Below are 14,057 nucleotides of genomic sequence, written 5' to 3'. Positions count from 1 at the left end.
ACGGGGAGAGAGGGGGCCAGCGTGAAACTTCAACACACTTAATTGCAATCCTTCAATGATAGAGAAAAGATCCACCATGGCATCCGCAGAATTGCCTGTATTGAAGCCCGCGGATTACGGTACCGACCAGGACGTGCGTTGGTGCCCAGGATGCGGTGACTATTCGATTTTGGCCCAAATGAAGAAGGTCATGTCGAACCTCCAGATGAGCCGCGAAGACACCGTCTTCGTCAGTGGTATCGGTTGCAGTAGCCGCTTTCCGTACTACATGAACACGTACGGTATGCACAGCGTGCACGGACGTGCTCCGGCGTTTGCCACCGGACTGAAGTCGTCTCGGCAAGATCTGACAGTCTTTGTCATTACCGGCGACGGCGACGCACTTTCCATCGGTGGTAACCACCTGATGCACGTGCTGCGTCGTAATGTGAACCTGAACATCATTTTGTTCAACAACCGCATTTATGGCCTGACCAAAGGGCAGTACTCGCCGACTTCCGAAAAGGGGAAGGTCACCAAGAGTACCCCGATGGGCGCGATCGATAACCCGATTCACCCGCTTTCGGTGGCCATCTCGTGCGAGGCGACGTTCGTAGCTCGCTCGGTCGACGTGCATATCAAGCACCTGTCGCAAACCTTGGAACGCGCCGTCGCCCACAAAGGCGTGTCGTTCGTCGAGGTGTACCAGAACTGCAACGTGTTTAACGACGGCGCCTACAAGTGGGCGACCGACAAAGACACCAAGGCCGAAACGGTGCTGGAACTGGAACACGGTAAGCCGCTCATCTTCGGCAAAAACCGTGACAAAGGCATCCGGCTCAACGGCATGACGCCGGAAGTGGTCGAGCTGGGTAAAGGAATCAGCGAGGACGATCTTCTTTTCCACGACGAAAAGACAACCGAGCCGACCCTCGCGTACTTGCTTACCCGCATGTCGCACCCCGAGTTCCCTGAACCGATCGGCGTCCTACGTGATATCGACGCGCCTTGCTACGACGACGCGATCAACTATCAGGTACAGCAAGCCAAAGAGAAACGCGGCGAGTCCGATCTGGACGCGCTGTTTAATTCTGGCGATACGTGGGTCGTGGAGTAAAGCCGATCAACTCTGGTTCCCTCGCCCCTTTGGGCGACTGGGCTACGGTCAGAGGCGAATCCCGATTTCGCTGATCAATCATCTCGCCGCACGAAATGAATTTCGTGCGGCGATTTTTTGTTTCTTGCCTTGCGTAAAACCCCTCACCCCTCGGGGAAGAGGGGACTAAGGAGTCGGGAAACTTTTTGCGTGTGAGGGGGCATAAAAGGGGTTATAACGCCTGCGCCCGCAAGTGAAATTTCACGCTAGCGATACCCCGGTATCTGGCCGATAAGAGTGACAACGAATCATTCAGGCGCTCGATCGCGCCGCGGTCTGACTTGTCTCAGGCCGAATTGGTAGGCATGGAGGAAAGAAGGGATTTGCCATGTGGCGATCGCTATTTTTAGCAGTCGGCATCACGTTGATCATCGTCGGGGCGGAGTGCCTGATCGTTGATTCGGCCATGATGGCCGCTGAAGGAGGCCCCAAGGCGTTTACGCCTCCGGACTGGGCACCCTGGAGCATGATGTCCACCGGGGCCATCATTATTCTGTATAGCTTCACCATTCCCAAGCGGATGAACGGCTAGAGCACATCTCCAGGCAAAAGGCCTGTCCAGGGATTCTGGACCGCAAAGAAGTTCCGCAGCGGGTCGCCTGAAGACAGAAGAAAACTCACCAGCCTGCTTTAAGCCAACACCGGGGTGGCCCAGAGATTTATCTCTGGGTGCCGTAGGCACAAGCGGCTTGTGAGTTGGGTTTGAATCCGATGGAGACTTAGCTGTTGGTTCGCGTTCTTGCATTAGCCGCTTGTCGGCGATGCCGACCCAGAGATGAATCTCTGGGCCACCCCCTGGGGGCTTTCGGTCGCCGTCTGCGTTTGCATCGAATTTGCGAATCGCTTTATCGCCCTTCACGGACCATATCGAAGTATTCCTGGGCGTTCTCTTGGTGGTCTTTCGAGAGTCGCGTCTCGGTCAAGGCGTCGCTGCTAAGGGAAGACTCCGATTCCATCGCCGACTTGATTTCAATCAGCGTCTGCCCGGCTCGGTTTTTGCCGTCGACATAATCGACGATCACTCCGCGTCCCGCTTTGGGGTCGGCGCGAACCTGAGATTCGTACGAGCCTGTTTCGTTTTCTTCTTCGGGGCGATCACCTTGCCCTTGGCCCTGGCCCATGCCGTTACCCGGTTGCTGGCCCATTTGTCCCATCTGGCCCATTTGCCCCATCATTCCGTTCTGGCCACCCTGGCATGCTTTGCACATCTGATTGCGAGCCATTTCCATTTGGTCCATGGCTTCGTCCATCATTTCTAGTTCATCGAGCTGGGCTTGCAGGTCCTGCATTTCGTTGGCCATCTGGTTCAGCTGATCGGCCGCTTGCTTCTGTTGACCATTTTCTAACGCTTCCGAGGCCTTCGACAGTTGGTTGCCCATCTGCTGCATGCGTTGCATTTGGGCGTCTTGCATGCCCATCTGGTCTAGCTGCTTCTGTAGACGCTCGGCTTCGGCCTCATTGCCGGCCTGTTGGGCCTGTTTGATCTGTTCCTGCAGGTTCTTCTTGGCATCTTCGTGGGCCTTGGCGATGTCTTCCATCTTCTTGCCCATCTGTTCCAACTGCTTGGCCAATGCTTCTCGGTCTTCTTTCGAGAGGTCGCCGTTGTTCATTTTGTTCTGCAGGTTCTTCATCGCTTCCAAGGCTTTTTGTAGGTCGCCTTTCTGCATGGCTTTGGCCAGTTCCTCGGCCAGTCCGCCTTTAAGGAGGTCTTTCAGCATTTCGAGCTTCTTTTTGAACTCTTCACTGGAAGCCAACTCGTCGCGGCGTTTCTTCAACTGTTTGGCCAAGTCGTTCAGTTCGAGCAAAGTTTCCTTTTGATCGACCTTGTCCTTTTTGGCGATATCTTTGGTCCCTTCTTCGAGCTTCTTAAACAGATCCTCTGCTTCCTTGAGGCCCTTTTCTTCGGCCTTTTCTTTGCGTTCTTTCAGCTCTTTGCGTAGTTGGTCGGCCGTCTTCTTCACGACCTTGGTTTGTTCGGGATCCAGTTGGGTGGTATTGGCTTGGGCGGTGTTCGGGTCGAGCACCGCATTGGGCACGAAGAGGGCGATCAGCAACGCTCCGACGATGATCGCCACCGGGGCCAAGCCGTTCCAGCCGCTACGTACCGGGAATCGATCGTTGACGTCGATACGTTCGACCTGTCGCGTGGCGTCTTCCATCAAGGCCTGACCCCATTGGGTCTGACGCGACTGTTCGTCCATCGAAAGCGAGCTGGAAACGCGTTCCTTCAAACCAAACCGAATGTCCAACTCGATGGCGGCTGCCAGCGCAGAAGCTCGGCTGAGGTAGGTCCAAGTAATTGCCGCAATCAGACCAACCGCTACTCCACCCCCAAGCCAGCTCCACATCCAGACACTCGGATCGAGCCCCATTGGCCAGACCTTGGGCAGAATGACCGCAATCGCGGCCAGCGTCAGCGTCACCGACAGGCAAATGATCAGTCGCCCGACGAATTGCTGTAACGTCATGCGCCACTGGGCTTTGCGGATGTGCTTCTGAAGAGTTTCCATGGATCGGCGTCCTTTTGAAATCGACGGCACGCGGGGGATCTGCACGGGTATTTCGCCGCTGAGATCGGTTCATTATTAAGTGTACCGGAATTTGGCCCGGAAATCCTACTTATTTTCTCGGGAAATCGCCCGATTTCGGCGTTCAAGTTGCAGTGGTATTACACTTGAATTTACGGGTAGTATAGAAACACCGTCGTGTTGCCTATGCCTGATAAGACGAATGGACCGCTCTGGTCGATTCTTGCGTCCGGTCCACCCGGCAACTCAGAAATTACGAGTCAATGAGTACCCAAGCACAATCTCAGACCCAGAACGAAAAGAAGAGCCTGCCTAGTCCTGCGGATCGGCCAAATACCGATATCGTGATTTACGATGGTCAGTGTCGAATCTGTACCGGGGGCGTGCGAATTCTTTATCGGCTCGATCTGGGGCAGCGACTTTCGTTCCTCTCGCTGCATGACGCGAAGGTAGCCCAGGTCGCTCCTAATTTGACACACGATCAGATGATGGAAGAAATGTGGGTCGTCGATACGCAAGGTGAGCAACACAGTGGTGCGCTCGCGTTTCGATATCTCACGCGTCGTATTGCCATGTTGTGGCCGGTGATGCCGCTATTGCATATCCCCGGTTCGCTGCCACTATGGAATTGGCTCTATCAAAAGGTTGCCGCCGCACGCTATCGATTCGGCAAACGCGCCGACGATGACTGTGGCGATGCCTGTGCGGTTCATTTCGGACCGAAGAAGAATTCAGACACTTAGACTCAACGCACTTGATCGTTGATTTCAGGAAAAGGAGTCCTGGCAATGTTCGATCTCCGTAAGCACGCTTCCCATGGAACGGGGAAACCGAAATCAATCCGACGTGCCGGCATGCAATCGCCGCTGGTCGAGAGTTACCTCGATTACCAGATCGAGATCACCCAGCGACCGGCTAGCCCGATCTCGGCGCGTATTGCGTTCAGTGTCCGCGTCGATGGTGGCGAACCGCTACTGCAGTCTTATATCACTGGTTTTCTCTCCGAGAAGTCGGCCCGTGCTGCTGCCCATGCTGAAATCGAGAAGCTAGAGTTCAAATACGGCCAGAATCCGTCGCCGATCGCCGGTATTCTTTCCAGCTTGAAGCGGCAGCGAGCGGCCAAGAAGCTACAAGAGAATCACCGCAAGAGTGCCTAACTTCGGGTAGAAAGCGTCGATCTGGGCCAGCCAAAGCATGCGGTTTTAAGACGCCGCTGCTAGGCTTATTGGCACGACTGGACATGCCTGGCCCAGGCAGCCAACCCCATGGGACGTTAGGCTGCCGAGCGTTTCTTAGTCGTCTGGTCCACGCTTTCCGGCTCGTCCTCGACATACAACCGGCAGTAGGTCGAACTTGTCTGGATAAGCTCTTCGTGAGTCCCGGTTGCTTCGATCTGGCCGTGATTCATCACAATGATTCGGTCGGCCAGTTGCAATGTGCTGGCGCGATGCGTGATGAGGATCGCGGTTCGACCGGCGATGCAGTTTTTCAGGCTCTCATGAATCAGGCGTTCGCTATCGAGGTCGATCTGGCTGGTTGCCTCGTCCATGATGATGATGTCGGGGTCACGCAGCAGTGCCCTGGCAATCGAAATTCGCTGACGCTGACCACCGGAAAGGCTCGAGCCATCGGTGCCGCAAAGCGTGTCGTATCCATCGCTCATGTGCGACTCGATGAATTGATCGACGTAGGCCAGCTTGGCCGCTTTCATGACCTCTTCATCGGTCGCGTCCATGCGGCTGTAGCGAATGTTTTCGAGAATCGATTCGTTAAACAACACCGTCGACTGGGTGACTAGTGCAATCTGCGATCGCAGGTCGTGTTGAAGGAATTGGCGAATGTCAGTTCCACCTAGCTCGACCGTGCCTAGATCGGGCTCGTAGAAACGCATCAGCAGGTTGATCAACGTGCTTTTGCCGCAGCCATTGGGTCCGACGATTGCGACCGTCTCGCCTTGTTGGATGGTCAGATCGAGATTCTTTAGTACCGGCGTCTTGGGAACATAACAGAACTGAACTTCGTTGAACTTGATTTCACGTCCGACGCTGTTGATCGGGACCGGATTTTCGGGGTCTTTAATGGGGTTCTCGAGTTGCAGCAGCGGGTAAACCATTTCCGCAGCAGCGATCCCTGTTTGAATGGAACCGAATACATCTCCCAGCTTTCGTAGTGGGTCGGTGCAGCCGATCAGGAACGCATAAAAGGCAAGGATTGAACCGAGTTCCATCGGTTTATCCGCCAAAGGAATACCAAAGATGTGCGTCTCTTGGTTGAGCACCAGATAGCCGCCGGCGACCATCGACAGGCAGACCATGCCCAGACCGAGCACTTCATTGTTGACGCGGACCATCGAATTGAAGAACTGAATCTTGACGTGTTCCCAATAGGCCTCGCGCGATTTGGCCTCGAAGCGTTTTCGCTCGTAGTCTTCGGTGCCGTATGCCTTGACGACGTAATAGCCGCTCATGATTTGCAGGAAGAAACCGGTGATCCGGGCCTGGATTTTAATCGACGACTTACTCAGGTTTTTGATCGTGCGGGCAAGCTTATACAGAACGAACGCCGCAATCGGGGCAATCAACAACGAGAGGATCAGCAGCCGCCAGTTGATATAAGCGGCCCCAGCAAGACAGGCGAACATCTTCACTGGTTCGCGGATCGACTTACCGAACAAAATCTCAATCGCAGCGCCGATCGATCCGACATCGCCATTCATGCGGGTCGTCGAATCGCCGGTAGAAATGTTTGTCTTGCCCAGACGAATGTCTAGGAGCTTAACGAATACCTGATGCTTCAAGTCGAGCGTGGTCAACTGCGTTGCCCGAGCGACAAGCATCATGCTCATCGAAAGGAACACCCCTTTGGCCAGAGTGCCAACCATCAAAAAACTGACAATCAACAGCAAGGTGCTGAAAGGACTGTCCGGGGCATAAGCATCGATCCATGGTTGCGACTTCTCGATATTGGCGAGCTTGTCTTCCCAGCCGTTCATCGCGCTGTCGTCGCGGCGCAGAAGCCGATTGATTTCTGCTCGTTTGACGGGGTCTTTGGTTTGGACAAGTTGCTCGTCGTATCCATCAATGTTTTTGCGCAGCAGGGCAATTTGTTCCTGGCAGTTGACCGTTTCTCGCTCGGCCCACTGGTGCATACTCTGCCCGTCGAAAATAATTTCGGCGAACGGATAGACAGCGCCGATATTCGCGCCCCAGAGAACCCCCACCATCAACGAACAGATGACAGAGCCAACGATGGACCAGCGGTAACGGGAAACACAGTGGCGAATCGCGAGCAGCAGATACTTCATGCTTCGGGTCGTGCAATCTCGGTAAGGAGCACGCCAGATGGCCTTGGCCGCTGGGGTGCCCTTGGGGAAACTCGCCGTCGCAAACGCACATCCATTGCGCAATAGCAGGCACGGCGAATGAGGAACCGAAGAAAATTACAACGATTCGCCGTTGCCAGCAATATCAGTCGCCCAGCGGAATCAAATTCCGGCCGGTGCTAGCTGCGATTATTCGGGATCGTCCTGTGCAGCGACCATCTGCATCTGGTTTGTCGCCTCGAGAACCCCCAAGGCGAAGGAGGTTCCCAGCATCAACTGGCCCGTCGTGTCGTAGTGGACCGTGTCTGCTAGCAGCGGCATGCCGTCGGTCGGTACATTCCACACACCTCGAATTGCCAACGCCGATCCACTTCGCATGTCGGCATCGGCCTGGGCCTGGCGGATCTCGTCACGATGGGTAAAGCGATCCATCCAAGGAATATTCGGCAGGACCTGTCCCATGGCGAAGGGGACCGGACCACTTTGACAGTCTTCTTCCATTCGCGACTTGAGCAAGGCAATTGATTGATCGTAGGTCGTTGCGGAAACTTCCTGCTTGGCGTCGGCTTCTCCTTGCATCCAGGCAATCCCTTTCAGCTGCGGAGTCTTCCCGGCCTCTTTCAGCGCGGCGAAGGCCTTGGTGAATTGGTCTCGAAGTCGCTTGTAGTGGTTCCCCATATTAGGATCTTCCGGCGATGTGCCAGGGTAAAAGGTACCGCGATTGGCACCCGGCTCAGCACCCATCCACTTCGCTCCGTTGAACCCAGCATGCAGGGGCTGGCCGCTCAGTGCGAACTTGACGACGTAAATCGTCTTGCCCGGCTGTAGCGAAGCCATCGTGGTTGCAAAGCCGACTTCTGGACCGAAACGCTTATCACCATTGAGGTTCAACTTCAGCGGATCGAAATCGACGAACTGCTTGCCATCCCAGTATTGGACAGACGGCAAGGGAGTCGTCCAACGCTCGGTTAGCTGCGACTTGTTACCGCTGCCGGCCATGTTCGACTGACCGGAAAGAATATAAACGTCGACCTCTTCCGCTGCCGTCGCTAGAGACGATGCGAAGAATACGAAGGTCAACACAAGCAGGGCAGGCGTACGGACGAGCATGGCATTTCACCGGTGAAAAGTTTTCAAGGCAGGATGTGAAGGGTCCACCCATCGTACATGGGAAACGCCTTGGAAACAAAAAAACGCCGCCAAAGGAGAGACCTTTGCGGCGTTTTATCTTTTTGAGAGCGGGTGAAGGGAATCGAACCCTCGTAACTTGCTTGGGAAGCAAGGGCTCTACCATTGAGCTACACCCGCGAGACGTTCCTCTAAATATACCGCACGGACGTTGGGGGGCAAGGATCCGCCGAAATGTATTTGAATTCCATCGAATCGGCCAAGTTTTGATCGCTTGGCAGGGCAGGGCGACCGGGTCGTACGGGTTTCCACGACTCTGAGGTTTGGGCAAGGACTGCGTGTGGGAAAAAAGCGGAAACGCTTTACGCGTGCCAATAGCCAGCGCGCACACTTAAGAAACTCTCCCGAGAACCAAATCCCGGCCGGTGGCGGTATGCTTCGAATCTGGAAGGAATCTGATCGCGTCCTTTGGATGCTGATTCTGCTTTACCTGGCGATCATGACGATTGCCTCGCTACCTGCACTGCGGCAGGCGGCTGCGGCTAGTCGACCAGCAAACTTGCTGGACATGGCCTGGGCTGCCGAAGGGAATCTAAGCGAAACCAATCAAGCGACAGCCCAACAGAGGCTGACCGAGCATCTGACGTGGATGGAAGACAACCTTCCACGACAATGGGGACGATACTCGCTTGAAGAACGGGCCGCGTGGGTCTTCCAGGCGATGCACGATCGACTGCTAAATGGTCAGTACGACGAAGATCAGAACGCACTGAGCATTGCGTTGATCGAAGGAAACTATAACTGCGTTTCGGCCACGATTCTGTACCAGATTCTGACCGACCGAGCGGGCCTGCCAACGGTGGCCATGCAAACACGTGGCCATGTCTGGTGCCGACTTCTCAGTCGACCGGAACTCGATATCGAAACAACCTGTGCGACCTGGTTTTTGCTCGAGCCGCACGATCAAAGTCAATCGCCGGCCATACAAGCCGCTGGGGAAGCGCAAACACTTTCGGCTCGTGGCCTGGCCGCGAAAATCCCCTACAATCAAGCCAGCCTGGACGCTGCCAAAGGGGACTACCCAGCGGCGATCAGGCATCTCGACTTCGCTTTGTCGTTGGATCCTCAAGACTCGGCGGCCATGCGAAATCGTAGTGCCATCTTGAATAATTGGGCCGTAGCATGCATTGCGGAGAAAGACTGCCAGACGGCACTCGATATCCTCAAGCGAATGGAAGACCAACGTCTGCATGACCCCGACCTGGAAGTGAACCGACGGAAGATCGTCGATGCCGTGATCGATCAGTGGTGCCGCCAGGGACGGTATTCACAGTCGCTACGTCTCTTGCAAGAGCAGAGCGACCAATCACCAAGTCGGCATTCGGTGCGTTCGATTTACCAGCAATGGATCGAAGACGCAGCTAACCGCGGCGATTGGTACGAAGCGAAAAACGCGTTACGCCTGGCCATCTCGGCCCATCAAGAAGATCCACTGACGGTCGCCCAACTGCGGCGAAAGTATCGCCAGCTGAGTTCCAGCTAAACCGGAAGCTCGAAGACCCTTCGGGAATAATTCGAACCGGTTGGCCCAGAGATTTATCTCTGAGTACCGCAGGCACAAGCGGCTTGTGAGTTGGGTTTGAATCCGATGGAGACTTGGCTATTTGTTCCCGTTCTTGCACTAGCCGCTTGTCGGCGATGCCGACCCAGAGATGAATCTCTGGGCCAACCCGCAAAGAGGAGCTTTCAATCGGTCGAGAGCGTTTTTTCCTGTTCAAGAAAGCTTTCCCGCAGACTGCGTTTCTTTTTCCTTGCCCATCGTCGAATCATGACCTATTTATTTAAATAGTTCTGGGGCAAACATTGTGGGATGGTCCGCGCAGACCGGTTATACCGATTGCTCGGTCGTCAATTGCTCTTCTGAACGTCCTCCTTATCCACGTAGAACCTCGTGAGCAGTCTGCTTTACGAGCCCATTTCTTTTCCGTTTTGTTATTCCTCGAGGTTGAATCTATGCCAAGCTGCGCAGCGACTACTTCTGAGTTTGCATTCACCACGGTGCCCAATTGCTCGGAAGAGAGCGATGCCAAAGTGCGTGCAACGGTAGGTCAGCTGATCAGCCGGATTCTGCCCAAAAAGATCACCAACGAACGACGCCGCGACTTTCGCTATCCTTATCCGCATCTGATCTACCTCACGCCAGTCGATGCATCAGGCGAACCGTTGAACGAACTATCAACGGTTGTCGTGGGCAAGAACATTACCGAACGCGGAATTGATTTCTTCCATCGCGAGCCTTTGCCGTATCGGCGTGTGATCTTGACGCTGGAAGCGGAAGATGGAGCCCGAGCATCGGTAGTGACGGACCTACTTTGGACCCGGTTTACCCGCCAAGGCTGGTACGACAACGGGGGACGTTTCCTGCAGATCCTAACTCAGAACGGCCCTAGCTAAAGCAAGCCGGTTCGCGAGAGGTACGTCTGCTCAACCAGGCGAGTACGAACAAGAGTGCCCCAGAGTTTTATCTCCGGGGCCACAGGCACAAGCGGCTTGTGAGTTGGGTTTGCGCCTGATGGAGACTTAGCTACCTGTTCACGTTCTTGCACTAGCCGCTTGTCGGCGATGCCGGTCCAGAGATATATCTGGACCACCCGATGAGTTGAGGTCTACCTGGGTGCGTTGGTTTGCACCCGGTGGGTTACTTATCGGATCATTCGCATCACGGCGGGGTACTTCTGGAAGATGTCGATGAGTTCCTCGCGGGTGACCGTTTTATCTCCGTTGTTATCGAGGCGATCGAAGACGTTGTGTCCTTGGGCAGGCACTTCGTCTCGGGTTACCTCGCCATCATTGTCGGTGTCGAACTTGGTGATCAACTCGTCGGCTTTGTCGAGCACTGCCTGCGAGACTTTGCCGGGCTTGGATTGCTGGGCCAGTTTCTGCGGGTCGGCTGGAATAGCGACGTCGAAGTAGCCAATCATCATCTCATCCCATGTTTGATCTCCCCAGCGAACGGTCTGGGTTGCATCCGGGTTGAAGGGATTTTCTTCCGAGTTGTCGAAGTGAGCGATGGCGTGCACGTACGAGCCTTGGGGCATCTGCATGGGCTCGGTCAGTTCGTAGGCTGTCTGCCAATTGAAGTCGTACGCCGGGATGTCGATCAGGATTTCTTCCTGGCCATCCTGGGATACACCCACATAACGAAACGCTTTGCCGCGAAGGTGCATATGTGGCATGAAGCTTAGGATCACGGTGTCATCACTGGGGGAAGGCTTCGACTTTGCTTCCACTTTATAGTTGCTGTCTCCTGGCGGAATTTTAAGACGATGATTGACCGCACTGGTCGTTTTGACTTCGTACTTCACGTCGGCAGGGTCCATGAAGGTAAAGCCGATTTGGCTTTGGTCTTCCTGCGGAGATCCGATCGGTGTGTAGTGCATTTGAAAGACGAGTCGTGACCCGGCCGGAATGCGTTTGGCCATCCCTTCCGGGTAGTTTCTGGCGATCTTGCCTGGCACGTATCCGACCAAGAAACCGCGAGCACCTCCTGCGAGGTCCTTTCCATCCGAGCCCGGTGGCAGGGCGAAGCACAAGATGTGATGGACAACCTGGAGGTTGCCTGCTTTAAGTTCGGCTCCTTTGATCCACTTGTCTTCTTTGAAACCAGGATCGGTGACGAAGTACTTGTACTTCACTTCGCCCTCGGCCGGAACCGCATAAGGTTCTTTCGTAATATCAAGGATGAGTTCCGGCTTCTCAGGCAGGGTCCAGCCTTCGACATATTGAACCGGTTCCGGCAGCTTCTTCGCGTCGCCTTGCGGGGCACCTGCTTCGACCCACTTCAAGATGATGTCTTTCTCTTGTGGGGAAAGATGCCGGTCATTGGAGAAGTGCCCATACTTGGGATCGGCATGCCAGGGAGGCATGCGTTGGTCTTCGACCACTTCCGCGATCATCTCGGCCCAACCGACGACCTCGTCGTAGTCGGTCAGCGCGAACGGAGCGATCTGACTCTCGCGATGGCACTCGACACAACGCTTTTGGAAGATACGTGCAATCTGGTTCGAGTACGTCACCTCCGAGCTTTCGTCTGCTTCGAGAATGCGACCGATATGACATCCGACCGGATCGGTCTCTGGCACGCTGACCTGCTTGCCGGCCAGGACTTCTTCAATGGCGATCTTCAAGTCATCGCGGGTCGCTCCGTCGCGAATGTTGCCGACCAGGAAGTGATCGTCGATACGGCCCCGATAACGGATGGTTCTTGCTTGATCGAGCAGCACCACCTCTGGCGTGCGCTGGGCACCGACCTGATCGGCCAGGCGATTGGCCAGGTCTTTCAGGAACGGAATCTCCAGCGAGTGCGTTCGGGCAAACGAGGCCATCTCGGTGATGGAATCATGCTGGTTGGCATCTATGGCCAAAATGGTGACTTTTCGGTCTTTGAACTCGCCAGCCAACTGCTGTAGGGTCACCGAATATCGCTTGGCCACGGGGCATTCGCAGCCGATGAACGCCAGAACGACGACGTCGCTGGCCGAGTAGTCTGAGAGCTTATGCGTTTTACCACGAAAGTCCTTCAGCTCGAACGCTTCGATCTTCTTGCCGATGGGCTGAGGTTCGATTTTGGATTCACGTGCCCAGCCTGGCGAAACCAGGAGGCAACTGAGAGAAAAGACAAGGATAAGGCGATACACGGCGTGAGCACTCCCGAAAACAAAAGCCAGGCGAGCGAATTCCTACCTCGTAAACTGTAGTAAACAGAAGGAAGTTTCGCCTAGCTCGAATTTTTCAGGTTTTTTGCGCGAACTAGAAGTTGCTCAGCCGATTGACGCTGATGTTCACCCCTTGAAAGGGGACTACGCCGTAGATGCCGCGTGTGAAGACTAGTTCGATGAACTCGTCCGCCCACAAAACAGGGGCCTTGGGCACGATCACGATGTCGGCATCGCGAATCCAAAGTTCGTCCGACGGGGCAGGGCGTTTGCCGTACAGGGCCCCCTTCAGATCAAGCTTGGTAGCTACCAGACGCCAGTCTTCCGCCCGGCGGAAAACGACGACCTCGCGGAGGTTCGCACCGATGTTCCAGCCTCCGGCCATGGCGATGCTTTGAATTGCGGTCGTAGGGCCGGTCAGTTCGTAGCGGCCTGGGTTGGGAACTTCGCCCAGTACGTAGATGTAAGTGGGGGCTCGTTGGATCAGGACCGGAGTCACTTCGATCCCTTCAATCTCTTGTGCATACCGCTGATCGATCTCGCGCTTAAGTTCTTCAAGCGTCATCCCCTGGGCTGGCACGTTGCCAATGGCCGGAAGCTGAATGGTACCTTCTGGCGTGACGCGGCTACTGCGTCCCTGACCACCGGTCCCAGCTCGGCTGTCGACCGTCGCCCGCAGGTCTTCCAGCTTGGTGTTGACTTGCAGCGGTGTCACGGTGATGGCAGGGACCTTGTAGTACTCTTTGTACTTTTCGTCGAGCGTGGCCCGAAGCTCATCGACGGTCCGCCGTGCGGCATGGATTTGTCCCAGCAGCAAGACGGTGATGGTGCCGTCGGGCTGAATCACCAGGTCGCGGTCGAGATTCGGATCGGTGAGCGATTCCAGACTGACCTTGTCGCCCACGTTCAGACGATAAGGACTGGTCGTCTCTTGCCGCGTCAGGCGGTAAACGAAATCGAGGTCGTCACCGACGCGCAGTCGATACTCCGGCACATGAGCCGTTCGTGCAGGGCCAACGTATTCTCCCTGAGCGAAGACTTGCCAGGGGATCGGTCGCCGTGCGTTCCAGTGAGGTTCGCCCTCGCAAACCGGATCGGCAGAGTCGACGCCAACGAGGACTTGGCGATCGTGCGGGTTGTAGTTTGGGGCCATCATTTGTGCCCAGGCCGACGATGTCAGGCCGGCAATCATCAAGCCGCAAATGATAAGTTTATGAGTATGCATCAGG

At 55.3% G+C, this 14,057-nt stretch carries 11 protein-coding genes and 1 tRNA gene; 6 read left to right on the top strand and 6 right to left on the bottom strand.

The window, feature by feature from the left end:
- Nucleotides 1-76 precede the first annotated feature (76 nt).
- Both HOV93_RS12850 and HOV93_RS12845 read left to right on the top strand, forming a co-directional pair.
- A complete protein-coding gene (locus tag HOV93_RS12850; RefSeq protein WP_207396912.1) occupies nucleotides 77-1,096 on the top strand; it encodes a 2-oxoacid:ferredoxin oxidoreductase subunit beta in 1,020 nt (339 codons plus the stop codon).
- Between the two features lie 367 nt (nucleotides 1,097-1,463).
- Complete coding sequence (locus HOV93_RS12845; protein ID WP_207396911.1) at nucleotides 1,464-1,667, top strand: hypothetical protein; 204 nt, start codon at nucleotides 1,464-1,466, stop codon at nucleotides 1,665-1,667.
- A 313-nt stretch (nucleotides 1,668-1,980) separates the two neighbouring features.
- Here HOV93_RS12845 and HOV93_RS12840 read toward each other — a convergent pair whose 3' ends face one another.
- The gene (locus tag HOV93_RS12840) at nucleotides 1,981-3,645 is read right to left on the bottom strand and encodes a hypothetical protein (RefSeq protein ID WP_207396910.1); all 1,665 of its coding nucleotides are present in this window, start codon (nucleotides 3,643-3,645) and stop codon (nucleotides 1,981-1,983) included.
- A gap of 281 nt (nucleotides 3,646-3,926) precedes the next feature.
- On the opposite strand from HOV93_RS12840, the gene HOV93_RS12835 reads away from it, so the two are divergent.
- Nucleotides 3,927-4,406 carry a thiol-disulfide oxidoreductase DCC family protein gene (locus tag HOV93_RS12835; protein WP_207396909.1) on the top strand — a complete coding sequence of 160 codons (480 nt, stop codon included), beginning with the start codon at nucleotides 3,927-3,929 and terminating at the stop codon, nucleotides 4,404-4,406.
- Nucleotides 4,407-4,451: 45 nt separating this feature from the next.
- On the top strand, nucleotides 4,452-4,820 hold the full coding sequence (locus HOV93_RS12830; RefSeq protein WP_207396908.1) for a hypothetical protein: 369 nt from the start codon (nucleotides 4,452-4,454) through the stop codon (nucleotides 4,818-4,820).
- A gap of 116 nt (nucleotides 4,821-4,936) precedes the next feature.
- Here the strand turns inward: HOV93_RS12830 and HOV93_RS12825 are convergent, their stop codons facing one another.
- The 3 genes from HOV93_RS12825 to HOV93_RS12815 form a co-directional block, all read right to left on the bottom strand.
- On the bottom strand, nucleotides 4,937-6,967 hold the full coding sequence (locus tag HOV93_RS12825) for an ABC transporter ATP-binding protein (RefSeq protein ID WP_207396907.1): 2,031 nt from the start codon (nucleotides 6,965-6,967) through the stop codon (nucleotides 4,937-4,939).
- 207 nt (nucleotides 6,968-7,174) lie between these two features.
- The gene (locus HOV93_RS12820) at nucleotides 7,175-8,095 is read right to left on the bottom strand and encodes a sialate O-acetylesterase (protein ID WP_207396906.1); all 921 of its coding nucleotides are present in this window, start codon (nucleotides 8,093-8,095) and stop codon (nucleotides 7,175-7,177) included.
- Between the two features lie 127 nt (nucleotides 8,096-8,222).
- Nucleotides 8,223-8,293, bottom strand: a tRNA-Gly gene (locus HOV93_RS12815).
- 253 nt (nucleotides 8,294-8,546) lie between these two features.
- Between HOV93_RS12815 and HOV93_RS12810 the strand changes: the two genes are divergently transcribed.
- Both HOV93_RS12810 and HOV93_RS12805 read left to right on the top strand, forming a co-directional pair.
- Nucleotides 8,547-9,656, top strand: a complete 1,110-nt coding sequence (locus HOV93_RS12810; protein WP_207396905.1) for a tetratricopeptide repeat protein — start codon at nucleotides 8,547-8,549, stop codon at nucleotides 9,654-9,656.
- Nucleotides 9,657-10,126: 470 nt separating this feature from the next.
- The gene (locus HOV93_RS12805; RefSeq protein WP_207396904.1) at nucleotides 10,127-10,567 is read left to right on the top strand and encodes a hypothetical protein; all 441 of its coding nucleotides are present in this window, start codon (nucleotides 10,127-10,129) and stop codon (nucleotides 10,565-10,567) included.
- A gap of 248 nt (nucleotides 10,568-10,815) precedes the next feature.
- Here HOV93_RS12805 and HOV93_RS12800 read toward each other — a convergent pair whose 3' ends face one another.
- Nucleotides 10,816-12,810 (bottom strand): redoxin domain-containing protein, encoded by a 1,995-nt coding sequence (locus HOV93_RS12800; RefSeq protein WP_207396903.1) that lies wholly within the window; start codon nucleotides 12,808-12,810, stop codon nucleotides 10,816-10,818.
- 112 nt (nucleotides 12,811-12,922) lie between these two features.
- Entirely contained in the window at nucleotides 12,923-14,053 is a 1,131-nt protein-coding gene (locus HOV93_RS12795; protein WP_207396902.1) for a polysaccharide biosynthesis/export family protein, read from the bottom strand.
- Nucleotides 14,054-14,057 lie beyond the last annotated feature (4 nt).

Origin of the sequence: Bremerella alba (assembly GCF_013618625.1) — a bacterium.
Lineage (GTDB): Bacteria > Planctomycetota > Planctomycetia > Pirellulales > Pirellulaceae > Bremerella > Bremerella alba.
This window is presented reverse-complemented; position numbering and strand designations above follow the sequence as displayed.